This is a genomic window from Kitasatospora sp. NPDC001309 (assembly GCF_042896295.1).
Taxonomy (GTDB): Bacteria; Actinomycetota; Actinomycetes; order Streptomycetales; family Streptomycetaceae; genus Kitasatospora.
In genome coordinates this window covers 101013-122563 of record NZ_JBIAXC010000023.1, presented here as the reverse complement: position 1 = coordinate 122563, position 21551 = coordinate 101013, and the positions used below count along the sequence as shown (strand labels likewise).

22 protein-coding genes and 1 other RNA gene are annotated in these 21551 nt (G+C 74.0%); 11 read left to right on the top strand and 12 right to left on the bottom strand.

Going from position 1 to position 21551, the window contains the following annotated elements:
* Positions 1-38 precede the first annotated feature (38 nt).
* Positions 39-1679 (bottom strand): MFS transporter, encoded by a 1641-nt coding sequence (locus tag ACFY2K_RS23140; RefSeq protein WP_380592562.1) that lies wholly within the window; start codon positions 1677-1679, stop codon positions 39-41.
* A 277-nt stretch (positions 1680-1956) separates the two neighbouring features.
* Between ACFY2K_RS23140 and panB the strand changes: the two genes are divergently transcribed.
* The 3 genes from panB (at position 1957) to ACFY2K_RS23125 (ending at position 4816) form a co-directional block, all read left to right on the top strand.
* Positions 1957-2826, top strand: a complete 870-nt coding sequence (gene panB / locus ACFY2K_RS23135) for a 3-methyl-2-oxobutanoate hydroxymethyltransferase (protein WP_380527392.1) — start codon at positions 1957-1959, stop codon at positions 2824-2826.
* Between the two features lie 137 nt (positions 2827-2963).
* Positions 2964-3989 (top strand): ATP-binding cassette domain-containing protein, encoded by a 1026-nt coding sequence (locus tag ACFY2K_RS23130; protein ID WP_375892642.1) that lies wholly within the window; start codon positions 2964-2966, stop codon positions 3987-3989.
* Positions 3986-4816, top strand: a complete 831-nt coding sequence (locus ACFY2K_RS23125) for an ABC transporter permease (RefSeq protein ID WP_380527390.1) — start codon at positions 3986-3988, stop codon at positions 4814-4816. Before ACFY2K_RS23130 ends, ACFY2K_RS23125 begins: the two co-directional genes overlap by 4 nt.
* Before the next feature lie 113 nt (positions 4817-4929).
* On the opposite strand, the gene ACFY2K_RS23120 is transcribed toward ACFY2K_RS23125, so the two are convergent.
* Entirely contained in the window at positions 4930-8310 is a 3381-nt protein-coding gene (locus ACFY2K_RS23120; protein ID WP_380527388.1) for a BTAD domain-containing putative transcriptional regulator, read from the bottom strand.
* Positions 8311-8502: 192 nt separating this feature from the next.
* Here ACFY2K_RS23120 and ACFY2K_RS23115 point away from each other — a divergent pair, with 192 nt between their 5' ends.
* Positions 8503-9327 carry a site-2 protease family protein gene (locus ACFY2K_RS23115; protein ID WP_380527385.1) on the top strand — a complete coding sequence of 275 codons (825 nt, stop codon included), beginning with the start codon at positions 8503-8505 and terminating at the stop codon, positions 9325-9327.
* Positions 9328-9361: 34 nt separating this feature from the next.
* Here the strand turns inward: ACFY2K_RS23115 and ACFY2K_RS23110 are convergent, their stop codons facing one another.
* Both ACFY2K_RS23110 and npdG read right to left on the bottom strand, forming a co-directional pair.
* On the bottom strand, positions 9362-9547 hold the full coding sequence (locus ACFY2K_RS23110) for a hypothetical protein (RefSeq protein ID WP_375892649.1): 186 nt from the start codon (positions 9545-9547) through the stop codon (positions 9362-9364).
* A 113-nt stretch (positions 9548-9660) separates the two neighbouring features.
* Positions 9661-10353 (bottom strand): NADPH-dependent F420 reductase, encoded by a 693-nt coding sequence (npdG, locus tag ACFY2K_RS23105; protein WP_375892651.1) that lies wholly within the window; start codon positions 10351-10353, stop codon positions 9661-9663.
* Between the two features lie 47 nt (positions 10354-10400).
* On the opposite strand from npdG, the gene ACFY2K_RS23100 reads away from it, so the two are divergent.
* Both ACFY2K_RS23100 and ACFY2K_RS23095 read left to right on the top strand, forming a co-directional pair.
* On the top strand, positions 10401-11042 hold the full coding sequence (locus ACFY2K_RS23100; protein ID WP_387713616.1) for a hypothetical protein: 642 nt from the start codon (positions 10401-10403) through the stop codon (positions 11040-11042).
* Positions 11043-11088: 46 nt separating this feature from the next.
* A complete protein-coding gene (locus tag ACFY2K_RS23095; protein WP_387713613.1) occupies positions 11089-12417 on the top strand; it encodes an MFS transporter in 1329 nt (442 codons plus the stop codon).
* Between the two features lie 19 nt (positions 12418-12436).
* On the opposite strand, the gene ACFY2K_RS23090 is transcribed toward ACFY2K_RS23095, so the two are convergent.
* Complete coding sequence (locus ACFY2K_RS23090; RefSeq protein ID WP_375888007.1) at positions 12437-12667, bottom strand: hypothetical protein; 231 nt, start codon at positions 12665-12667, stop codon at positions 12437-12439.
* A 116-nt stretch (positions 12668-12783) separates the two neighbouring features.
* On the opposite strand from ACFY2K_RS23090, the gene map reads away from it, so the two are divergent.
* On the top strand, positions 12784-13629 hold the full coding sequence (gene map / locus ACFY2K_RS23085) for a type I methionyl aminopeptidase (protein WP_375888004.1): 846 nt from the start codon (positions 12784-12786) through the stop codon (positions 13627-13629).
* A gap of 24 nt (positions 13630-13653) precedes the next feature.
* Here map and ACFY2K_RS23080 read toward each other — a convergent pair whose 3' ends face one another.
* Positions 13654-14352 carry a bifunctional DNA primase/polymerase gene (locus ACFY2K_RS23080; RefSeq protein WP_375888002.1) on the bottom strand — a complete coding sequence of 233 codons (699 nt, stop codon included), beginning with the start codon at positions 14350-14352 and terminating at the stop codon, positions 13654-13656.
* 448 nt (positions 14353-14800) lie between these two features.
* On the opposite strand from ACFY2K_RS23080, the gene ACFY2K_RS23075 reads away from it, so the two are divergent.
* A complete protein-coding gene (locus ACFY2K_RS23075) occupies positions 14801-15091 on the top strand; it encodes a hypothetical protein (protein WP_380592570.1) in 291 nt (96 codons plus the stop codon).
* A gap of 41 nt (positions 15092-15132) precedes the next feature.
* Complete coding sequence (locus tag ACFY2K_RS23070) at positions 15133-15342, top strand: hypothetical protein (RefSeq protein WP_375887998.1); 210 nt, start codon at positions 15133-15135, stop codon at positions 15340-15342.
* Positions 15343-15395: 53 nt separating this feature from the next.
* On the opposite strand, the gene ACFY2K_RS23065 is transcribed toward ACFY2K_RS23070, so the two are convergent.
* The gene (locus ACFY2K_RS23065) at positions 15396-16070 is read right to left on the bottom strand and encodes a PadR family transcriptional regulator (protein WP_375888132.1); all 675 of its coding nucleotides are present in this window, start codon (positions 16068-16070) and stop codon (positions 15396-15398) included.
* 170 nt (positions 16071-16240) lie between these two features.
* On the opposite strand from ACFY2K_RS23065, the gene ACFY2K_RS23060 reads away from it, so the two are divergent.
* Together ACFY2K_RS23060 and ACFY2K_RS23055 are read left to right on the top strand one after the other, a co-directional pair.
* Positions 16241-16639 (top strand): ACT domain-containing protein, encoded by a 399-nt coding sequence (locus tag ACFY2K_RS23060; RefSeq protein ID WP_375887996.1) that lies wholly within the window; start codon positions 16241-16243, stop codon positions 16637-16639.
* 133 nt (positions 16640-16772) lie between these two features.
* Positions 16773-17030 carry a Prokaryotic metallothionein gene (locus tag ACFY2K_RS23055; RefSeq protein ID WP_375887995.1) on the top strand — a complete coding sequence of 86 codons (258 nt, stop codon included), beginning with the start codon at positions 16773-16775 and terminating at the stop codon, positions 17028-17030.
* Between the two features lie 118 nt (positions 17031-17148).
* Here the strand turns inward: ACFY2K_RS23055 and rnpB are convergent.
* From rnpB to ACFY2K_RS23030, 5 genes are all read right to left on the bottom strand, one after another.
* Positions 17149-17546, bottom strand: an RNA gene (gene rnpB / locus ACFY2K_RS23050) — RNase P RNA component class A.
* 13 nt (positions 17547-17559) lie between these two features.
* The gene (locus tag ACFY2K_RS23045; RefSeq protein ID WP_387713632.1) at positions 17560-19029 is read right to left on the bottom strand and encodes an MFS transporter; all 1470 of its coding nucleotides are present in this window, start codon (positions 19027-19029) and stop codon (positions 17560-17562) included.
* Positions 19030-19126: 97 nt separating this feature from the next.
* The gene (locus ACFY2K_RS23040) at positions 19127-20593 is read right to left on the bottom strand and encodes an RNB domain-containing ribonuclease (RefSeq protein ID WP_380527369.1); all 1467 of its coding nucleotides are present in this window, start codon (positions 20591-20593) and stop codon (positions 19127-19129) included.
* Between the two features lie 96 nt (positions 20594-20689).
* Complete coding sequence (locus tag ACFY2K_RS23035) at positions 20690-21064, bottom strand: type II toxin-antitoxin system death-on-curing family toxin (protein ID WP_375887989.1); 375 nt, start codon at positions 21062-21064, stop codon at positions 20690-20692.
* The gene (locus tag ACFY2K_RS23030; protein WP_380527367.1) at positions 21061-21423 is read right to left on the bottom strand and encodes a hypothetical protein; all 363 of its coding nucleotides are present in this window, start codon (positions 21421-21423) and stop codon (positions 21061-21063) included. Before ACFY2K_RS23030 ends, ACFY2K_RS23035 begins: the two co-directional genes overlap by 4 nt.
* Positions 21424-21551 lie beyond the last annotated feature (128 nt).

Genomic DNA, 21551 nt, shown 5'->3' with positions numbered 1-21551 from the left:
CCGACCGGCAGGGCCATTGTCGCTCAGCCGTCCGCGGGTCAGGCGGCCGCGGCCGCCCGGGGCTGGTCCTGCTGCCCGGGAACCTGCCCGCCCGGACCGCCGGGGACACCCGCGGGGGCGGCGGTGCGGCGCGGGAGGAGGAACCAGGCGACCAGCGCGCCGACCAGCGAGATGCCGACCGAGAGCGAGGCCACCACGTGCATGGCGTGGATGAAGGCGTCGTTCGCCGGGCCGATCAGCCCGTCGGCCAGGCCGCCGGGGACGTGCTCGACGAAGGCCCGGGTGGACTCCAGCGACTCGGCGGCCCGGTCCAGGTTGGCCCCGGCCTTCTCCTGCACGGCCTGGGGCAGCTGGTGCAGCGGGCCGGTCATCCCGTCGCGGTAGACGGTGGAGAGCACCGCGCCGAGCACGGCGACCCCGAGCGAGCCGCCGACCTGGCGGAAGGTGTTGTTGACGGCCGAGCCGGCGCCGGCCTTCTCCCGGGGCAGCGAGCCCATGATCGCGACGGTGACCGGCGGCATGACGTGGGCCATCCCGGCGCCCATCACCAGTCCGAGCACGACCAGCACCCAGATCGGGGTCGTCGCGGTCAGCACGGTGTAGCCGAGGAAGCCGAGCGCGACCAGCACCATGCCGCCCGCGGCCGTGGCGGCGACGCCGAGGCGGTCGACCACCAGCCGGGCCCGGGGGGCGAACAGCAGCTGGGCGGCGGCCAGCGGGAGCATCAGCACGCCGGCCTGGAGGGCGCTGTAGCCGCGCACGCTCTGGGTGTAGAAGACGCCGAAGAAGGAGACGCCCATCAGCGCGAAGAAGATCACCGCGACGACCACCACCGAGGCGCTGAACACCTTGTTGCGGAACCAGGTGACGTCCAGCGCGGGGAACTGCGTGCGGCGCTCGAACCAGACGAAGGCGGCCAGCGCGAGCACGCCCAGCAGGGTCGGGCCCCAGGCCGCGAACGCGGTGAAGTCGGCCAGCTCGCCGCCCTTGATGATGCCGTAGATCAGCGCGACCAGGCCGATGACCGACAGCAGCACGCCGACCGGGTCCATCCGGCCCGGGTTCGGGTCCTTGGACTCGGGGACCAGGACGGCCATCGCGATCAGCGCGACGATCACGATCGGCACGTTGACCAGGAAGACCGAGCCCCACCAGAAGTGCTCGATCAGCACGCCGCCGGTGATCGGGCCGATGGCGATGGCCAGGCCGACCGCGCCGGCCCAGATGCCGATCGCCTTGGGCTGCTCCTCGCGCTCGAAGACGTTCATGATGATCGCCAGCGTGGCGGGCATCGCGAGGGCGCCGCCGACGCCCATCAGGGCGCGGTAGCCGATCAGCTCGCCGGGCGAGGCGGCCATCGAGGACAGCAGCGAGGCGATCCCGAAGACCACCATGCCGCCGAGCAGGGCGCGCTTGCGGCCGAAGCGGTCGCCGAGCAGGCCCGAGGTGAAGAGCAGCCCGGCGAACACCAGGGTGTACGAGTTGATCGCCCATTCCAGGTCGCTCTGGGTGGCGCCCAGTCCGACCGGGGCGGGGGTCGCGATGGTCTTCATCGCGACGTTGAGGATCGAGTTGTCGAGCACGACGACGAGCAGGGCGAGCACCAGGGTGCCCAGGATCGCCCAGCGCCGGCGGTGGATGGCTTCCGGCACGCGGGGTGGCGCGGCTGCGGTGGTCATTGGTCTTCCCGTCCGTGTTGGCGTGGCACTGGCGGGCATTTGCGAGCCGCTTGCGTCTCGTAACCCCCTGGACCAGAGTAGCGGCCAATACGATACGAGACGAGTCCGTTTCGTAAAATGGAAGCAAAGTCCGAGGGACGCGAGGGGCCGGTGTGGCGTGGATCGCACCCTGCCGACCGCACCCCTCTTTGCGCTCACGCCGGGGCGTGCAAGCATGGAGGTGATCCGGGGACGCCGTACGGCGCCACGAGACGACAACCCTTCAGGAGTCCGTTCGATGAACGCTTCTTCGCCTTCGCCTGCCCAGAACCAGGCGTCGACCGCCGGCCTCTACGGCGGGGTCACCAACCGCCGCGTCACCGTCCGCGACCTCGCCACCGCCAAGCAGCGCGGCGAGAGGTGGGCGATGCTCACCGCCTACGACGCCCTCACCGCGGGCGTGTTCGACGAGGCCGGGATCCCCGTCCTGCTCGTCGGCGACTCGGCCGGCAACTGCCACCTCGGCTACGAGACCACCGTGCCGGTGACCATGGATCAGATGGTGATGCTCTCCGCCGCCGTCGTCCGCGGCACCCAGCGCGCCATGATCGTCGCCGACCTGCCGTTCGGCTCCTACCAGGAGTCGCCCGCCCAGGCCATGCACAACGCGGCCCGGCTGATGAAGGAGGCCGGGGTCGGCGCGGTCAAGCTGGAGGGCGGCGAGCGCAGCGCCCGCTCCATCGAGCTGCTGGTCGAGGCCGGCGTCCCGGTGATGGCCCACATCGGCCTCACCCCGCAGTCGGTGCACGCCCTCGGCGGCTACCCCGTCCAGGGCCGCGGCGACGAGGCCGCCCACCAGCTGCTCCGCGACGCCAAGGCCGTCCAGCAGTCCGGCGCCTTCTCCGTGGTGCTGGAGGCCGTCCCGGCCGAGCTGGCCGCCCAGGTCACCGAGCAGCTGGCGATCCCCACCGTCGGCATCGGCGGCGGCCCGGAGACCGACGCCCAGGTGCTGGTCTGGACCGACATGGCCGGCATGACCGCGGGCCGGGTGCCCAAGTTCGTCAAGAAGTACGCGAACCTGCGCGGCGTCCTCGGCGACGCCGCCCGCGAGTTCGCCGAGGAGGTCCGTACCGGGGCCTTCCCGGCCGCGGAGCACAGCTTCCACTGACGGACGGCTCCCCCGCCCCTGCTCCGAGCCGCTCGGAGCAGGGGCGCTGTCATGCCGCCGAGGGCCGTGACAGCGGGCTGACAGCCGGGGCGGGCGGGCGACAGGGGGCTGACAGCCGGGGCGGACAACCTGGGGGCATGACAGGAATCGCGACCGCCCCGAACACGCGGGGAACAGCCGGGAACGCCGTCGAGGTCCACGGCATCGTCAAGCACTTCGGCACCACCAAGGCCCTCGACGGCGTCGACCTCACCGTCCGCGAAGGCACCGTCCTCGCCCTGCTCGGCCCCAACGGCGCCGGCAAGACCACCCTGGTGCGGGTCCTCTCCACGCTGATCAAGCCGGACGCCGGCAGCGCGTTCGTCGGCGGCTACGACGTCCTGCGCCAGCCCAAGCAACTGCGTCGCACCATCGGCCTGACCGGCCAGTACGCCTCCGTGGACGAGCTGCTCTCCGGCTACGAGAACCTCTACCTGATCGGCCGGCTGCTCGACCTCCCCAGCCGGGAGGCCAAGGCCCGGGCCGCCGAGCTGCTGGAGCGCTTCTCGCTCACCGACGCCGCCAAGCGGATCGCCAAGACCTACTCCGGCGGCATGCGCCGGCGCCTCGACCTGGCCGCCAGCATGATGGGCCGCCCCCGGGTGCTCTACCTGGACGAGCCCACCACCGGCCTGGACCCGCGCACCCGCAACGAGGTCTGGGACGAGGTGCAGCGGATGGTCGCCGAGGGCAGCACCGTGCTGCTGACCACCCAGTACATGGAGGAGGCCGAGCAGCTCGCCGACGAGCTGACCGTCATCGACCGGGGCAAGGTGATCGCCGCCGGCGGCGTAGCCGAGCTCAAGGCCAAGGTCGGCGGCCAGATCCTCCAGGTCCGCCCCGCCCACCCGGCCGAACTGCCGGAGATGGCCCGCTGCCTGCACGAGAACGGCGTCGCCTCCGCCACCTTCTCCCCCGACGACGGCCTGCTCGCGGTGCCGCTCACCGGCGAGGAGCAGCTCACCGCCGTGATCGGGGTGCTCGGCGGCCGCGGCTTCGCGATCGCCGGCATCGACACCAAGGTCCCCAGCCTGGACGAGGTCTTCCTCGCCATCACCGGCAAGCCCGCCGCCGACGCGACCGCCGCGGCCGCCGACGCCCTCGTCAAGGAGCCCGTCGCATGACCACCGCCACCCTCACCCCCGCCGCGCTCCGGGACCCGGCGGCCGACGAGACCCGGATCGGCCCGGCCGCCACCCTGCGCCACATCGGCGCACTGACCCGCCGCAACCTGATGCGGATCAAGGCCGACCCGGAGTCGATGTTCGACGCCGTGCTGATGCCGATCGTCTTCACCGTGCTGTTCGTCTACGTCTTCGGCGGCGCCATGATGGGCGGCGACCAGGACAAGTACAAGCAGTTCATGATCCCCGGGCTGCTCGGACAGACCGGCATGACGCTGGCGCTGGCCGTCGGCACCGGCCTGAACACCGACTTCCAGAGCGGGGTGATGGACCGCTTCCGGACCCTGCCGATCGGCCGGGCCTCCGTCCTGCTCTCCAAGATCGTGGCGGAGACGCTGCGGGCCCTGCTCTCCTCGCTGATCCTGCTGACCTTCGCCTTCATCCTCGGCTTCGAGCTCAGGACCGGCGTTCCGGAGCTGCTGGCCGCGGTCGGCCTGTCGCTGGTGTTCGGCATGTCGATCGTCTGGATCTCGATGCTGCTGGGCATGTCGATGAAGAGCGCCCAGGCCGTCCAGGGCGTCTCCATGCTGGTCCTGATGCCGATGCAGTTCGGCAGCTCGATCTTCGCCCCGACCAGCACCATGCCGGGCTGGCTCCAGGCCTTCACCAAGGTCAACCCGCTGTCCGCACTGGCCGACGCCTCCCGTGCGCTGCTCAACGGGGAGGGGGCGGTGGCCCACCCGGTGATGATCGTGCTGATCTGGTCCGCCGCCTCGACCGCGATCTTCGCCCCGCTCGCGGTGGCCCGCTTCCGCAAGCGGACCTGAGCGGGCCGGGGACGAGGGCCGGGCGGCGACCGTGGACAGGACGCCGCCCGGGACGAACGGGCGGTCGGCCGGTGACCAGGGGACGGGCACCGGGCGACCGCCCTCCGGGCGTCTCAGGCGAGCAGCTCGGACAGCATCGCCTGGGTCTGCTCCGGAGCCATCGCCTCGCCCACGGCGTACGCCGCCTCGTACGCGGCGTCGCCCAGCAGCCCCCGCAGGGCGGCGGACGACCGCTCCCGCTCCACCTTGTCCAGGTAGCCGCCCTTGGGACCGTTCAGCCCCTTGTGCGCGCCGAGCAGCACCACCGCCCGCCGGGCCCGCTCCAGGTCGCCGTCCCGCTCCGCGAAGGAGCGCAGCACGCCGATCACGGCCGGCACCACCATGACCGTCATCTGCTCGGCGAAACCGGCCGCCATGGTCACCGAGAGGAGCATCCGACGACCCTCGCACAGCAGGGCGAGCCCCGCGTCCGGATCCCCGGCCCGAGCCGTGATCCAGCCCCGGGTGCTGACCAGCAGCCCGCCCACGACACCCGGCATGAAGCCGCCCATGCCGACCCCCTCCAGCGCGTCCAGCCCGTCCAGGGCCTGCTGGAAGTCGCCGCGCTGGGCGTGGAGGCCGCTGAGCGTCAGGTGGCCGATCAGCAGGGCACCGGTGGTGGACTCGTTGAGGCCCGTGCCGTCGATGGCGGCCAGCGCCTCCCGGACGATCCGCTCCCCGCGCTCCGTGTCCTGCTCCAGCAGGGCGCTGCCCAGGCTCACCCGCAGCATCGGCACCTCGTGCGGCGCGCCCAGCTCCTCGGCCAGCCGGATCGCCCGCTCGTACGCGTCGGCGGCGCCCCGGGAGTCACCCCGGATGGCCAGCGACTCACCGCGCACCGCCAGCGCCTGGGACACCCCCCAGAGGTCACCGGCCTCCTCGAACAGCTCCAGGGCGCGCAGACCGTCCCGGACGCCCTGCTCCTCGCCGTCCGGCCAGTCGTTCAGCATCCTGGCCCGGACCTGGAGGGCGAACGCCAGGTCGTACGGGTCGCCGTACAGCTCGCAGCCCCGGACCGCGTCGTCCAGCAGGCTCTTCATCAGCTCCAGGCGGCCGGCCAGGAAGGCCGCGAACACCCGCATCAGCGCCGGGAACCGGTAGGCCTGCGGCAGCTCGGTGGTGTAGGTGTCCAGCAGCCGCTCCGCCGTCCGGACCGCACCGGCGTCGCCCAGGATGTCCAGGTTCCCCTCGAACATCCCGAGCAGCAGGAACATCGCGACCAGCCGGCGGGCCTCCTCGACCACCCCGTCGGGCATCGGCAGGTCGTACGAGAGCACGTTGTGCTCCAGCGGCACCGGCGCCGGGGCGTCCGGGCCGAACGGGTCCGGGCCGAGCGCGGCGATCGCGGTGTACCAGCCGCGGGCCTCCAGGCTGTAGCCGCGCAGCGACCAGTACCAGCCCAGGCCGACGGCGATGACCAGCGCCTGCTGCTCGTCCGCGAGGTCGATCGCCCGGCGCAGCGCCGCCCGGATGTTGTCCTGCTCCCGGTCCAGCACCGTCAGCCAGTGCAGCTGCCGCGGGCCGTGGATGTTCTGGTCGGCGGTGGCGACCAGCGCGCGGAAGTGCGCCAGGTGGCGGGCGCCGGTGGCGTCGCGCTCGGCGGCGGACTCGGCGAGCCGCTCGGTGGCGTACTCGTGGATGGTCTCCAGCATCCGGTAGCGCGGCTGGACGCCGTCGTCGGCCAGATCGGCCACCAGCAGGGACTTGTCGACCAGGGAGAGCAGCAGGTCGGCGACCTCCACGGCGACCACCTCGGTGCCGTCGGCGCAGATCGGCTCGGCGTCCTCCAGCTGCCAGCCGCCCGCGAACACCGAGAGCCGGCGCAGCACCGCCCGCTCCCGCTTGCCCAGCAGCTCCCAGCTCCAGTCGACCACCGCGCGCAGCGTCTGCTGGCGCGGCAGCAGGGTGCGGCTGCCGGCCGTGAGCAGGGCGAAGCGGCCGTCCAGGCGGTCGGCGATCTGCCGGGCCGTCATCACCCGCAGCCGGGCGGCGGCCAGTTCGATGGCCAGCGGCAGGCCGTCCAGCCGACGGCAGATCTCGGCGCAGGCCTCCGGGTCGCTCTGCGGGTCGAAGCCCGGACGGGCGGCCGCCGCCCGCTCGGTGAGCAGCCGCAGCGCCACCGGGTCGGGCAGCGGCTCGACCGGCACGACGGTCTCCCCGGGGACGCCGAGCGGCTCACGGCTGGTGGCGACCACGGTCAGCCCGGGGCACTCGGCGAGCAGCGTGTCCACCAGATCGGCGGCGGCCTGGATCAGGTGCTCACAGTTGTCCAGGACCAGCAGCATCCGGCGCTGGCCGCAGTACTCGACCAGCCGGCGCACCGGGTCCTGGGCGCGCTTCTCCATCACCTCGGCGACCATGCTGCTGGCGTGCAGCACGATCTCGCGCATCCCGAGCGCGGAGACCACGGCGGCCGGAACGGCCTCCGGGCTCTCCAGCGGGGCGAGTTCGGCCAGCCAGACGCCGTCCGGCCAGTGCCCGGCGGACTGTTCGGCGCGACCGGCCTCGACCGACAGCCGGGTCTTGCCGGAGCCGCCCGGACCGGTCAGGGTGACCAGCCGGCTCGTCGCCACCAGGCCGCGCAGGGCGGTGAGATCGCCCTCCCGGCCGACGAAGCTGGTCAGCCGGCCGCGCAGGTTCCCGGTGGCGCGCGGGAGTTGGGGCGCCGGGGCCAGGAGCTGCGGCTCGTGCGGTCGGACCGGGGCGGCGACCGGGGGCGCTGCCGGGGTCGGGGTCGGCTCGGCCGAGCTGAGCAACTCGGCGTAGTAGTCCCGGAGTTGACGGCCGGGGTCGACGCCGAGCTCGTCCGCCAGGGCGCGCCGGGTGCGCTCGTAGTGGCGCAGCGCCTCGGCGGTACGGCCGCTCCCGTGCAGCGCCCGCAGCATCAGCAGCTGCAAGGGCTCGTCCAGCGGCTGCCGTTCGCAGAGCTCGGCCAGTTCGGCGACCAGCTCGGCGGCCCGGCCCAGGCCGAGGTCCGCGGTTATCCGGTGCCGGCGGGCCTCGTCCCGCTGGGCCTCCAGCCGGGCGGCCGCGGCGGCGCGGTCGGGCAGATCGGCGAGCGCGGGACCGCGCCACAGCGCCAGGGCGGCGCGCAGCCGCTCGGCGGCCAGCGCGCTGTCACCGGCGTCGAGGGCGTGCCGGCCCTCGGTGCTCAGCCGCTGGAAGTCGGCGAGGTCGGTGGCCGGCTCGGCCAGCCAGTACCCGGCCGGCCCGGAGCCGACCCGCTCCCGGCCGATGGTGCGGCGCAGCCGGCCGACCAGGGTCTGCAGGGCCGCGGAGGAGTCCTGCGGTGGCTCGGCGTCCCACACCTCGTCCACCAGCAGGTCGGCCGGGACCGGCCGGCCCTGCCGCAGGGCCAGCGCGGTGAGCAGCGCCCGCAGCCGGGCCCCGCCGAGCGGGACCGGCGTGCCGTCGTCGTGGTGGGCCGTGGTGGTACCGAGGATGCCGTAGTGCACCGGACCATTCTGGTCGATGGACGGCGGCGCGGCCGCACAATTGTGCCGTCCCCTCCCCGGCCCCGGGGCGCGTCGGAACCGGACGCCTCCCCTCGGACGTTCACCCTGGGCGGCTTGTCCGGCCACCGGCCCGCCCGGCATGATCGGTCCCAGCCGGTATCCCCCTTCCCTCTGTCCACGGAGCACCCACAGATGACCTTCGCCGCCACGCCGCGCTCCCGCAGCGAGGACCGCCGGATCAGTCCGGTGTTCTGGGTGCTCCTCGCCACCCTGGGCACCTCCGCCTGGGCGGTGTACTCCGGCTACGGCAACGCCTCGTTCGGGGTGTTCCTGTTCGTGGTCTCGGGCTGGATGGTCTCGCTCTGCCTGCACGAGTACGCCCACGCCCGCACCGCCCTGCACGGCGGCGACATCACCGTCGGCGCCAAGGGCTACCTCACGCTCAACCCGCTGAAGTACGCCAACATCCTGCTCAGCTTCGTGCTGCCGATCATCTTCGTGATCCTCGGCGGCATCGGCCTGCCCGGCGGCTCGGTCTGGATCGAGCGCAGCCGGATCCAGGGCCGGCTCAAGCACAGCCTGATCTCGGCGGCCGGCCCGCTGGTGAACCTGGTGATCGGGGCGGCCCTGCTGATCCCGGTCGGCGCCGGGTGGCTGGACAACCCGGGCTTCTCGATGGAGTGGCACGGCGTCGACTGGCCGTGGCGCTACACCCCGCTGGCCTGCGCTTTCGCCTTCCTCGGCCTGCTCCAGGTCAGCGCCGCGATCCTCAACCTGCTGCCGATCCCCGGCCTGGACGGCTACGGCATCGTCGAGCCCTGGCTGTCGTACAAGACCCGGCGCGCGGTGGAGCCGTTCGCGCCGTACGGGCTGCTCGCGGTGTTCGCCCTGATGTGGCAGCCCCAGGTGCGGAGCCTGCTCTTCGACGCCGTGTTCGCGGTGATGCACCTGTTCGGCGTGACGGACGACAACTTCGCGGCCTACGGGCAGCTGCTGTTCCGCTTCTGGGAGAGCTGAGCGCCCAGGGGGCGCTCGTGAGGTCGGCGGCCGCTCAGCCCTGCTCGGCCGCCGCCTCGGCGATCTTCGCCTTGCGCCGGTTCAGCCACAGCACATTGCTCGCCACACCGGCCAGCGGGAGCCAGATCAGCCCGATCCAGAAGCCCTCGACCATCGAGACCACGGCGGCCGCCAGCGCGAGGACGACGACGAGCAGGGCGAAGAGGGACGTGCGAGGCATGGCGCGGAGCTCCTAGGACCGGGTGCGGACGGCCGGGGTCGGCCGCCACCCATTGTCGCCGACCTCACCTCCGGAGCGGGTCCAGGGGTGAGGTCGACACGAACCTCCGACTGCTACACGTCGGTGATCCGCAGGCCCGCGTGGGCCTTGTAGCGGCGGTTGACCGAGATCAGGTTCGCCACCAGCGCCTCCACCTGGTGGGCGTTGCGCAGCCGGCCCGCGAAGACGCCGCGCATGCCGGGGATCCGGCCCGCCAGGGCCTGCACGACGTCGGTGGCGGCCCGCTCGTCGCCGAGCACCATGACGTCGGTGTCGATCCGCTCCACCGACTCGTCCTGGAGCAGCACCGCCGAGAGGTGGTGGAAGGCTGCGGTGACCCGGGAGTCCGGCAGCAGGGCGGCGGCCTGCTGGGCGGCGCTGCCCTCCTCCGGCTTGAGCGCGTAGGCGCCCTGCTTGTCGAAGCCGAGCGGGTTGACGCAGTCGACGACGATCTTTCCGGCGAGGTCCTCGCGCAGCGCGGTCAGGGTGGCGGCGTGGCCGTCCCACGGGACCGCGATGATCACCACGTCGCTCTCCCGGGCGACGGTGGCGTTGTCGGCACCGCGCACGCCGAGGCCCAGCTCGGCGGCCGAGGCCTCGGCCCGGGCGGCGTCGCGGGAGCCGATGATCACCTGCTGGCCGGCCTTGGCCAGCCGCAGGGCCAGGCCGCGTCCCTGGTCGCCGGTGCCGCCGAGGACACCGACCACCAACTGCGAGACGTCCGGCAGCTCGTGGGCCGGGTTTGTCGCTGAATCGAGGGAAGTCATGGGCCGATCTTCCCAAACCGCGGGCCCGGCGCGACATCCTGGCCCGCATGGACGCAGTGAGAGTTTCGGCACTTCGTGAACGACTCACGGGCACCGGCTGGTTGGAGGCGGTCGGCGGCTTCGCCGGTGCGCTGCGGCGTTCGGTGGACCGGCGCGGGGCCGGTGCGCTGCTGCTGGTCGGCACCGAGGCGTACGAGCCCTGGCACCTGGCCGCCCACCTGGAGGACGAGGCCGCCTGGTCGGCCGTCCCCCGGCTGGCGCCCACCCTGCTGCGGCACGCACCGCCCGCCGCCGCCCCGGCCCACCTGGCGCACGGTCTGCGGCGGCTCGCCGAGGCCGGGCGCGGCGCCACCGTGCTGGTGGTGGCCCCCGGCGCGGCCGGTGCCCCGCTGCTGGAGCGGGTGCAGGACGCCCGCCGGCAGGGCGCGACCGTCCTGGCCCTGGAGGGCGCCGACCCCACCACCCCGGCCGGTCCCACCGACCTCGCCGACCGCGCGGGTCTCGCCGACCTCGCGGGTCTCGCGCACGAGCGGCTCGCCGTCGGCACCGCCGCCGAGGAGCCCTTCGACCTGGCGCAGCACCTGGTCAGTGCCGCCGCAGGACGGCCGGTCGGCCGCCGCTCCGCCCTGGACCGGCTGGCCGACCTCGCCGGCCGGCTCACCTCACCGCCGGCGTTCACGCGCTGGTGATAAATCCGTTGCGGGCCGGGAACCGACCGTCCGAGGATGGTCGTTCGTGAACGACGACGAACCACCGCCCGTCAGTCGGGCGCGCGCCCTGCTGCGCTCGCGGGCGCCCGACCTGTCCCCCTGGCGCGCCTCCCGCGACTTCCGCTACCTGTGGACGAGCGGCTGCGTCACCAGCTTCGGCAGCTTCCTGACGTACGTCGCCGTTCCGATGCAGATCAAGGAACTCACCGACTCCTCCTTCGCGGTGGGCCTGATCGGCGCCGTCGAACTCGTTCCGCTGATCGTCTTCGGCCTCTGGGGCGGCGCCCTCGCCGACGCCCTGGACCGCCGCAGGCTGGTGCTGCGCTCCGAGGCCGCGCTCGGGCTGCTCGCCGGGCTGCTGCTGCTCAACGCCCTGCTGCCGCACCCGGTGCTCTGGCCGATCTACCTGGTCGCCGCCCTGGTCGCGGCCTGCGACGGGCTCCAGCGCCCGGCGCTGGACTCGCTGCTGCCGCGGGTGGTCGCGTACCAGCACCTGTCGGCCGCCTTCGCCCTCAAGTCGCTCTACCACAACGTCGCTTCGGTGGCCGGTCCGGCGCTGGCCGGTGTCGTGGTGGCGGTGTCCGGGGTGCAGACCGCGTACGCGCTGGACGTGCTGACCTTCGCGGTCTCGCTGCTGCTGCTCGTCCGGATCAGGGCGGTGCCGCCGGCCACCGGCGCCGAGCGCCCGTCGATCCGGGCGGTGCTCACCGGCGTGCGGTACGCGTGGAGCCGCAAGGACCTGCTCGGCACCTACGCGATCGACCTGTGCGCCATGCTGTTCGCCTTCCCGGTGGCCGTCTTCCCGTTCCTGGCCTCGGACTTGGGCGCGGACTGGGCGCTCGGCCCGATGTACGCCGCCGCCGCCGTCGGCGGCCTGCTGGTCGGTGCGACCAGCGGCTGGACGTCCCGGGTGCACCGGCACGGACGGCTGCTGGTGGCCGCCGCGGTCGGCTGGGGCGCGGCCATGACGCTGGCCGGACTGTCCGGCAGCGTCTGGGTGGTACTGCTCGGGCTGGCCCTGGCCGGTGGCGCGGACGAGATCAGCGGGATCGCCCGCTCCACCATGTGGAACCAGTCCATCCCGGACGAGGTACGCGGCCGGATGGCCGGCGTCGAGCTGCTCAGCTACTCCGTCGGGCCCCAGCTCGGCCAGGTCCGGGCCGGCACCATGGCCGGCCTGATCGGCGTCCGCGCCGCCGTCTGGACCGGGGGCCTGGCCTGCGTCGCCGGCGTCCTCGCCCTCGCCGCCGCCCTCCCCCGCCTGCTCGCCTACGACGACCGCACCGACCCGCACACCGCCGCCGTCCGCGCCGAACACGAACGCAACGCCCTCGACACCCCCGCCCCGGCCTGACCGCCCCGGAGCGGCCGGGCTATTGCGCCCCGCCGTCCTTGGGGCGGTCGTCCCAGCGCGGGTCGTTCTGCCACTCGCGGTTGCGTTCGTTCGCGATGTCCAGGGCGTGGGCGGCCTCCTCGCGGGTGGCGTAGGGGCCGAGGCGGTCCTTCGCGGGGCACTCGGGGCCCTCCTCGACCTTGGCGTGCTTGATGCAGTAGAACCATTCGCCGGGTCGGCCGGTCGGCTTGCGGTGGAATCCGAGGGGCATCGCGTTCTCCCGTCCAGACATGGGGGTCGGTACCGATCATTCCCCGGGCGGGGCCGCCGTGCACACCGCGCGGGAACCGCCGGGTGGCGGCGGGGGCGGCGACTAGACTCGCCGGCATGGCTCTCGTACCCGGCATCCAGTCCCCCACCCGCAAGGTCCCGGCGCACATCGCGCGCCCCGAGTACGTCGGGAAGCCCGCCCCGACGCCGTACACCGGGCCCGAGGTGCAGACCGCCGAGACGATCGAGAAGATGCGGATCGCGGGCGGGATCGCGGCCCGGGCCATGGAAGAGGCGGCGAAGCTGATCGCCCCCGGCGTCACCACCGACGCGCTGGACGCCGTCGCCCACGCGTACATGTGCGACCACGACGCCTACCCGTCCGACCTCGGGTACCGCGGCTTCCCCAAGTCCGTCTGCACCTCCGTCAACGAGGTGATCTGCCACGGCATCCCGGACTCGACCGTGCTGCAGGACGGCGACATCGTCAACATCGACGCCACCGCCTACATCCACGGCGTGCACGGCGACCTCAACGCCACCTACCTGGTCGGCGACGTGGACGAGGAGTCCCGGCTGCTGGTCGAGCGCACCCGGGAGTCGCTGAACCGGGCGATCAAGGCGGTCAAGCCGGGCCGTCAGATCAACGTCATCGGACGGGTCATCGAGTCCTACGCCAAGCGCTTCGACTACGGCGTGGTGCGGGACTTCACCGGACACGGCATCAACACGTCGTTCCACTCCGGCCTGATCGTCCCGCACTACGACAGCGAGCGGGCCACCGAGGTCATCAAGCCCGGCATGACGTTCACCATCGAGCCGATGCTCACCCTGGGCACCTACGACTACGAGATCTGGCCGGACGGCTGGACGGTCGTCACCAAGGACCGCAAGCGCACCGCCCAGTTCGAGCACACCCTGGTGGTCACGGCGGACGGCGCGGAGATCCTCACCCTGCCGTAGCCGTGCCACCCGGTGGGCGCCGGATCAGCCGATCAGCCACTGCTCCTCGGCGACGGCGCCCACCTCGGTGCAGGCGTCGGTGAGCACGTCCAGGACGCGCAGCGGGTCCGGCAGCGGCAGTTCGGGCCCGCGCAGCCACCGCACCTCGGAGCCGTCCGGCAGCGCGGCGGGCGGGAGCAGGGTGTACGAGCCGCGGCAGTGCCAGCGCAGGCCGGGGTGCTCGGACACGGTGTCCGGGGTGGAGTCGAGGGCGCTGTCCCACCACTCGTCCTCGTCCTGGGGGGTGCCGCGGGTGGCGGTGAAGAAGAGGTAGCGGTCCTCGCCGACGGCGGCGACCGGGCCCTCGACGCCCAGCGCGGTCAGCCGCTCCAGGGCGAGCCGGCCGGCCTCGGCGGGGACGTCCAGGACGTCGTGCACCCGGCCGGTGGCGGTGACGAAGTTGGCCTGGGGGTCGCGGGAGAGCCAGCGGGAGAGCTGCTCGGGGTCGGTGGTGGCCTGGGTCTGCCAGGCGAAGGAGACCGGGTGCCGGGCCGGGGCCGGACAGGCCACCCGGTCGCAGGAACAGCGGTAGCCGGCCGGGTGGGCGGCGGGTGCGAGCGGGAATCCGGCGCGCACGGCGCCGAGCAGCTGTTCCAGTCTGGCGGCCGGGTCCGCGCCTCCCGGGCGGGCCCGCTCACGGTCACGCTTCTGCCACCAGGTCGTCCACCTGCTGCCGGCTTCCATCGTGCCCCTTCCGCGCAACTGCCGTGCCTGGTGCGACACAGCGTTCGACGTACCACTCGGACGCAACGCGCGGCATCCCCCGCTGCTTCCCGGGGCGGTGCTCGGCCCTGCTGTCCGCGCCCCGCCGACCGCGGCCGGGGTCACCGGACGGCCGACGCCCGGGTCTCGGTACGCCTGTCGCGGCAGCACGCTGTCCGCGCCGGTGACGGCCGGAGGGCACACTGACTCGCGCCTCGCCCGGCCCGTACGGGGCCCGCTGACCCGGGGTGGACCCCGGGGGCGTACAGGAAAGGATAGGGGTGCGCGGGGCCTGCGGATGACCGGGGGCGGTGCCTCTCCGGTCACACCCCGGCCACGCGGGCCACACTCCGGGCACCCGGCCGTCACCGTGCCTCCGCTCCCGGGTGCTCCCGGCGTGGCCACCCCGTGGAGGTGAGACCCTGGAGGGGTGAAGAGCGCGGACACCGAATTCGTCGGCGGGCCCCTGGACGGGACGGTCCTGCCGATCCCGCTGGGGCCGATGCTGGGCGTGCCCAAGAAGTACAAGGTCCCGGTCCCCGCGCAGGGCGACTCCCCCGCGCGCACACTGGTGTACGTCCGGAGCAAGCAGGTGCGGGGGCTCAGCTGGTTCTGGCGCTACGAGTACGACGAGGCGGCCTCCACCGGCGCCGGGCCCACCGGGTCCGCGGAGGCGACCGGACCGACGGAGCCGGCCGGCCCCACCGGACCCGCGGACTGACCGGCCGCCCGTTCCCCCTTCGCCCTCCCCGGGAGGTCGGCATGGCCAGGACGGTTCCGCACCCCGAACGGCACGGCAGGAGCCGCGCGCGGGCTGCCGCCCACCACAATCGGCAGGTCGCCTGGGTGACGGGTGCCCTGCTGCTGGTGGTCTGCCTCTACAGCGTCACGATCGGGCCCGACGGCTGGCTCTGGTTCGGCTGGGCGGTGCTGCTGCTCGCCTGCGTGGGCCTGTTCCTGGTCCGCCCCTGAGCGGCGGCACCGCCCGGGCCACCGGCCTGCGCCGGGACCGGCCCCCGCACCGGTCAGTCATCCTCGGCGAGGACGAGGTACAGCTTCTTGCGGGCCTCGGTCAGCACCGCCAGGCCCTTGGCGCGCTGCGCCTCGGTGCCGGTGCGCATGACCTGCTGGACCGCCTGCTCGACCGCGACGAGCGCCTGGCCGACCTCCTGGACGGCCTCCCAGTCGACCTCCCGGCCGGCCTCGGCCCACGGCTCCGCCGGGCCGGCCTCGGCCTCGGCGCGCCCCCGCTCGGTGAGCGAGACCAGCCGCTTGCCGCCGACCTCCTCCGCCGTGATCAGGCCCTCCTCCTCCAGCAGCTGGAGGTTCGGGTAGATCGAGCCGGGGCTGGGCCGCCAGGCCCCGTTGGTCCGCTCGGCGATCTCGGCGATCATCTCGTAGCCGTGCATCGGCCGCTCCTTGAGCAGGGCCAGCAGCGAGGCCCGCACGTCGCCGCGCCGGGCCCGGCCGCCGCGCCGCCCGTGCGGGCCGCCGCGCCGGCCGCCGTGGCCGCCGAAGCCGTGCCCGAACGGGCCGCCCATCGGCCGGCCGGGGCCGCCGCCGCCGAACGGCGGGCCGAAGCCGCCGAAGGCCGCCCGCCCCTCGAAGCCGCCGGGGCCCTCTCCGGGCATCCCCCGGAACTCCGGACCCGGACCGCTACGGCGTCCGCCGCCGCGCGGGTCCTCCGCGCGAAATCGCATTCCTGAGCGCATGGCGCCCACCTCCTCGATGGTTCCTTCGGTTCCGTCGGGACAGTCGAGTCACTGTCTCGATAGTTCGACGATATATCGGTGACTGTCGCTCGTCAACGGATACCGACACGGTTGCGACAGGCCGCGCGGGCCCGGGCGGAACGGATACGGTGACGGGCATGGCCGGTGAACGAGACCTTGCGACCCTGCTGCGCGGGATGCGCCCGCAGCTCAACCCGGGGCGGTACGTCTACTGCACCCTCCCCGCGAAGGTGCCCGCCGGCATGCGGCCGGTGGTGACCGTCGCCGAACCCGAAGGGGTGACGGTGGTGGTCACCCAGGAGGAGGCCGACGCGCTCGGGCTGCGCTACGAGTACGTGGCTGCCTGGATCACCCTGCAGATCCACTCCGCACTGGAGGCCGTCGGACTCACCGCGGCCGTCGCCGGGCGCCTCGCCGAGCAGGGCATCAGCTGCAACGTGGTGGCCGGCTTCCACCACGACCACCTGTTCGTCGCCGCCGACGACGCCGACCGCGCCGTCCGGGCACTGGAACAGCTCTCCGCCGACTCCGGCTGACCGCTCCCACCGGCCCGCCCCGGCGGCCCGCCCCGCCGGACGGGCCCGCCGGGTGGCCGCCGCCGGGCACGCCTTCGAGACTGGAGGGAGCCGCCCCGCCAGGGCCGGCCCCCACCGGAAGGAGACGGCCGCCATGGCCATCTGCGTCACCTGCGGCAACGACTACTGGCTCGCCTTCGAGATCAGGACGGTCACCGGCGACACCTACACCTTCGACAGCTTCGAGTGCGCGATGGAGAAGCTCGCCCCCCGCTGCGAACACTGCAACGTGCGCATCGTGGGCCACGGCGTCGAGGTGGCCGGCATGTTCTTCTGCTGCGCCAACTGCGCCCGCGTCAACGGCGGCCTCGGCGAACAGATCCGCGACGCCGTCGGCACCCACCCGGCCTGAACCCGGCCCCGCGACGCGCGAAGGTCCCGCGACAACGCGAAAGGGACGACGCGAAAAGGACGACGCGAAAGGCCCTCCGACCCGTTGCGGGTCGGAGGGCCTTCGGCTGTTCGAGGGGCGGAAGAGTCGGCCTGTACGCCGGGTTCTGTCACCCGGGTTGCTCGCGCGGCCCGGGGAGACGGCCATCCATCTAGGGCTGCCGTTGCCGACAGCCTCGTGCGGTCTACCCGCGAGCTCGGGCGAGCAGCCCTCGAACACTCGCGCACGGTGCCCGAGGGCACCGATCTTGACCTTGCTCCAGGTGGGGTTTACCTAGCCGGCCGGGTCACCCCGGTCGCTGGTGGTCTCTTACACCACCGTTTCACCCTTACCCACGCGCCGAAGCGGTGGGCGGTCTGTTTTCTGTGGCACTGTCCCGCGGGTCACCCCGGGTGGGCGTTACCCACCACCCTGCTCTGTGGAGCCCGGACGTTCCTCGGCGGGTCAGGGACCCGTCGCGACCGCCCGGCCGGCTCTTCCGCCGTAGTGGTCATGGTAGCCGCTCGGGCGGAGCCTCCCGAACACCGGGCCGGGCCGCCGGCGGCTCGCCGCCGAGGCGGGCGGCCACCCCCGCGGCGGTCCGGTCGGCCCAGACGCCGGTGGTGACCAGGCCGAGGACGAGGACGGCGCCGCCGAGGCCGACCAGGATCCACCAGCCGGCGTGGCTGGCCGGGGCGAAGCCGGTGGCCATCGGGCCCACCACGGCCGAGGTGACGACCGTGCCGATCACCGCGACGCCCAGCGACTGGCCGACCTGGCGGCTGGTCGAGGCGACGGCGGCGGCCACGCCCGCCTGGGAGCGCGGCATGCCGGAGACCGCCGCGTTGGTGATCGGCGCGTTGACCAGGCCGAAGCCGAAGCCGAACAGCGCGTACGCGGCCAGCAGCAGCGCGGCCGGGGAGTCGGCGCCGAGCCGGGTGAGCAGCAGGCCGCTCGCCGCCAGGCCCAGCCCGGCCACCACCAGCGGCAGGCGCGGGCCCCGGCTGCCGACGATCCGCCCGGACAGCGGCGCGCAGACCAGCATCATCCCGGCCATCGGCAGCGTCCACAGGCCCGCCTCGACCGGGCTGTAGTGCCGGACGTCCTGGAGGTAGAGGGTGTTGAGGAAGAGGAAGCCGCCCAGCGCCGAGAACGCGCAGACCGCGGTGACGGTGGCCCCGGTGAACGGCGCGCTGGCGAAGAAGCGCGGGTCCACCAGCGGCTCGGCGACCCGCCGCTCCCAGAGCGGGAAGGCGATCAGCGCGGCGACCGCGGCCGCGGCGAGGGCCAGGATCACCGGGGAGGTCCAGCCGTTGCCCGGGCCCTCGATGATCGCGGCGGTGCCGCAGCCGAGCAGGACGATCATCAGCAGCTGCCCGACCGGGTCGAGCCGGCGGGGCCGCGGCGCGCGCGACTCGGGGACGTAACGGTAGGTCAGCAGGATGGCGACCAGGGCCACCGGAACGTTGATCAGGAAGATCGACGGCCAGCCGGCGCCGTCCACCAGGAAGCCGCCGAGCAGCGGGCCGAGCGCCATCGAGATGCCGACCACGCCGCCCCAGACGCCGATCGCCCGGGCCCGTTCCCTCGGGTCGGTGAAGGTGTTGGTGATGATCGACATCGCCACCGGGTTGAGCATCGAGCCGCCCACCGCCTGCAGGGCCCGGAAGGCCACCAGCCACTCCAGGCTCGGCGCCAGGCTGCACAGCAGGGACCCCAGGGCGAAGCAGGCCAGCCCGATCCGGAACACCCGCCGGCGGCCGAAGCGGTCGGCCACCGAGCCGAACAGCATCAGCAGCGAGGCCAGCACCAGGGTGTAGGCGTCGATGATCCACTGCAGGCCGGAGGCCGGGGCGTCCAGGTCCTTCTGGATCACCGGCAGCGCGATGTTCACCACGGTGTTGTCCAGGCCGACGATGAACAGGCTCAGGCAGCAGATCGCGAGGACCAGCAGCCGGCGGCGGCGACCGGTGTCCGGCACGGCGGGTGACGGGGCAGCGGGTCCGGCGGCGGGTGCGACGGGAGGCTGGGCATCGGGCACGGACCGATCCTCCCACCCCGGGCCGGGTGAGGGGGGCTCAGACCGCGGCGAAGCGGACCGTACGGGTGGCCGGATCGGCCCGGGCGAGGCGGACGTCGATCACCCGGCCGAGCGGGAGCGGCGGCCCGCCCCCGGTGCCGTCGGCGGCGTCGCAGCGGGCCCGGACGGCGGGCTCGCGCAGCTGGACGACGCCCGAGCCGGGGCGCTTGCCGTCCACCTCGATCACCACCGCCGAGAACTCCTCGCCCTCCCGCCCCACCAGCAGCTCGGCCTCCACCAGGTCCACGCAGGCCCGTTCCACCTCGGCCGCCCGCCGGTCCCCGCTCGCCATCAGCGCCGGTACGGCCGGCAGCGCCTCGCGCGCCCAGTCCGGCACGTCCTCGCCCGCCGCGACCGCCGCGCACACCTCCTGGGCGAAGCGGTCGCCGAGCCGGCGCAGCGGCGCGGTGCAGTGCGCGTACGGGGCGGCCAGCGCGGCGTGCCCGGGCTCGGCGGGGGCGGGCAGGCCGCGGGACTCGTCGAAGGCGTGGTAGCCGGCGCCGCGCAGCAGCCCGGTGCAGGCGTTCAGGAAGGCGGCGTCCAGCGGCGCGTCCGGGTCCAGCGAGCGGATCAGTTCCGGGTACGGGAGGGCCTGCGGCCAGTCGACGTCCAGGGCGGCCGCGATCCGGCGCAGCCGCTCGTACGCGGCGGCGGGCGCGGCCGGCAGGGTGCGCAGCAGGCCGACGCCCGCGTCCAGCATCAGTTCGGCCGCGGCCATGCCGGTGAGCAGCGAGATCTGGGCGTTCCAGCCGTCGGCCGGGCTCAGCGCGCGGTAGCCGAGGACGTAGCCGTGCAGGGTCTCCTCGACCTCCTGCTCGGGCACCGGCAGGCTGATCCCGCCCCGGGCCCGCTCCTGCTCCTCGCGCAGCCGGCCGACGGTGGCGAGCAGGGCGAGCTGTTCGTCGGCGCCGCCGAGGTCCACGGCGCGCTGGACGGCGGCGTAGTCCAGTCGGCGGTGCGACCGGACCAGGGCGCGGCGCAGGTCCGCCAGCACGACGGCGCCGTCGGCGTCCAGGTCCAGCTGCCAGAGCAGGGCCGGGCGGGGTTCGCCGGGCAGCAGGCTGGCGGCGTCCTCGGAGATCCGGGCGGGGTGCAGCGGGACGCGGTGGTCCGGGAAGTAGAGGGTCTCGACCCGGCGGCGGGCCTCGGCGTCGACGGCTCCGCCGGGGCGGACGAAGGCGGCGACGTCGGCGATCGCGTAGTGCACCCGGTAGCCGCCGCCCGGGCGGTGGGTCAGGTGCATGGCCTGGTCGAGGTCGCGGGAGCCGGGCGGGTCGACGGTGAACAGCGGCAGGTCGGTGGCGTCGTACTCCGGCAGCCGGGGGTGCCCGGCGGCCTCCTCCGCCTCCGCGAGCACGGCCTCGGGCCACTCGGTGTGGATCTCCAGGCGGGTGCGGAGCTCGGTGAGCTCGGTGTTGATCCGGGCGGAGTCGACGGCCTTGACGCGCAGTTTTCGGCGAGGCATGCAGGCCAGCGTAGGGCGGACCGGGAGGTTCCGGGCGCAGGCCCCCGGCGCGTCCGCCGGCGGCCCGCGCCCGTCGGGGGCCGCGCCCGTCGGGGCTCAACGGCCCAGGAGGGACCTGAGGTCCTTGGCGGCCAGGGCGATCGCGTCGTCGTAGCCGCCGGTGGCGAGCCGCAGCACGAAGGCCACGGCGTCGTCCGGGTGCGGGTCGGTGTAGGGCTCCGCGTTGTAGTCCAGGAACAGCAGCATCGCCTCGAAGGCGGTGCGCTTGTTCCGGTCGACCAGCGGGTGGTTGCGGGCCAGGCTCTGGCCGAGGGCGGCCGCCTTGGTCCACAGGTCGGGGTAGGCGTCGTCGCCGAACAGGGTGGCCTGCGGGCGGGCGATCGCCGACAGCAGGCCGCCGAGGTCGCGGACGTTCTGCGGGCCCCCGGCGAGGTAGGTGACGTCGTCGAGGTCCAGGTACTCCGTGGTCACAGGTCCTTCAACCTCTCCAGCGTCTCGGCGTTCCCGGCGCGGATCCGGGCCACCATCGCGGCCCGGCGCGCGGCCCTGTCCTGCGGGGCCGGGTCGGCGGGCGTCGGCGGGAGCGGGTCCGCGAGCGCCTCCGGGAGCTCGGACTGGCGGACCTCGAAGGCCAGTTCGGCCGTGTCCGCCTCCGTGGCCGACCCCGTCACGCGCACCCGGCCGGCCAGCACGGCCTCGGCCGCCGCCCGCACCGCGAACTCCAGCGCCTGCCTGGTCTCCGCGGGCAGGCCGGCGGGCAGGCGCACGGGCAGGGACTCCTCCTCGGCGTCGCCGTCGCCGGGCACCAGGTCCAGGGGTCGCATGGTCATCTCGTTCACTCTCCTTCGCCGGTCACCGTAGTGGGCAACGCCGGGCCGGCCCACCGAATTGCCGCCCGGGCGGGCCGGGGGCCGGAGGGGTGTAAGGGCTCGTACGGTGGGGTCGGGCGTTGCTTCAC

Coding starts and splice junctions, on each gene's coding strand:
- ACFY2K_RS23140 (WP_380592562.1), bottom strand. CDS start 1,679: ATGACCACCGCAGCCGCGCCACCCCGCGTGCCGGAAGCCATCCACCGC.
- panB (WP_380527392.1), top strand. CDS start 1,957: ATGAACGCTTCTTCGCCTTCGCCTGCCCAGAACCAGGCGTCGACCGCC.
- ACFY2K_RS23130 (WP_375892642.1), top strand. CDS start 2,964: ATGACAGGAATCGCGACCGCCCCGAACACGCGGGGAACAGCCGGGAAC.
- ACFY2K_RS23125 (WP_380527390.1), top strand. CDS start 3,986: ATGACCACCGCCACCCTCACCCCCGCCGCGCTCCGGGACCCGGCGGCC.
- ACFY2K_RS23115 (WP_380527385.1), top strand. CDS start 8,503: ATGACCTTCGCCGCCACGCCGCGCTCCCGCAGCGAGGACCGCCGGATC.
- ACFY2K_RS23110 (WP_375892649.1), bottom strand. CDS start 9,547: ATGCCTCGCACGTCCCTCTTCGCCCTGCTCGTCGTCGTCCTCGCGCTG.
- npdG (WP_375892651.1), bottom strand. CDS start 10,353: ATGACTTCCCTCGATTCAGCGACAAACCCGGCCCACGAGCTGCCGGAC.
- ACFY2K_RS23100 (WP_387713616.1), top strand. CDS start 10,401: ATGGACGCAGTGAGAGTTTCGGCACTTCGTGAACGACTCACGGGCACC.
- ACFY2K_RS23090 (WP_375888007.1), bottom strand. CDS start 12,667: ATGCCCCTCGGATTCCACCGCAAGCCGACCGGCCGACCCGGCGAATGG.
- map (WP_375888004.1), top strand. CDS start 12,784: ATGGCTCTCGTACCCGGCATCCAGTCCCCCACCCGCAAGGTCCCGGCG.
- ACFY2K_RS23080 (WP_375888002.1), bottom strand. CDS start 14,352: ATGGAAGCCGGCAGCAGGTGGACGACCTGGTGGCAGAAGCGTGACCGT.
- ACFY2K_RS23070 (WP_375887998.1), top strand. CDS start 15,133: ATGGCCAGGACGGTTCCGCACCCCGAACGGCACGGCAGGAGCCGCGCG.
- ACFY2K_RS23065 (WP_375888132.1), bottom strand. CDS start 16,070: ATGCGATTTCGCGCGGAGGACCCGCGCGGCGGCGGACGCCGTAGCGGT.
- ACFY2K_RS23060 (WP_375887996.1), top strand. CDS start 16,241: ATGGCCGGTGAACGAGACCTTGCGACCCTGCTGCGCGGGATGCGCCCG.
- ACFY2K_RS23055 (WP_375887995.1), top strand. CDS start 16,773: ATGGCCATCTGCGTCACCTGCGGCAACGACTACTGGCTCGCCTTCGAG.
- ACFY2K_RS23040 (WP_380527369.1), bottom strand. CDS start 20,593: ATGCCTCGCCGAAAACTGCGCGTCAAGGCCGTCGACTCCGCCCGGATC.
- ACFY2K_RS23030 (WP_380527367.1), bottom strand. CDS start 21,423: ATGACCATGCGACCCCTGGACCTGGTGCCCGGCGACGGCGACGCCGAG.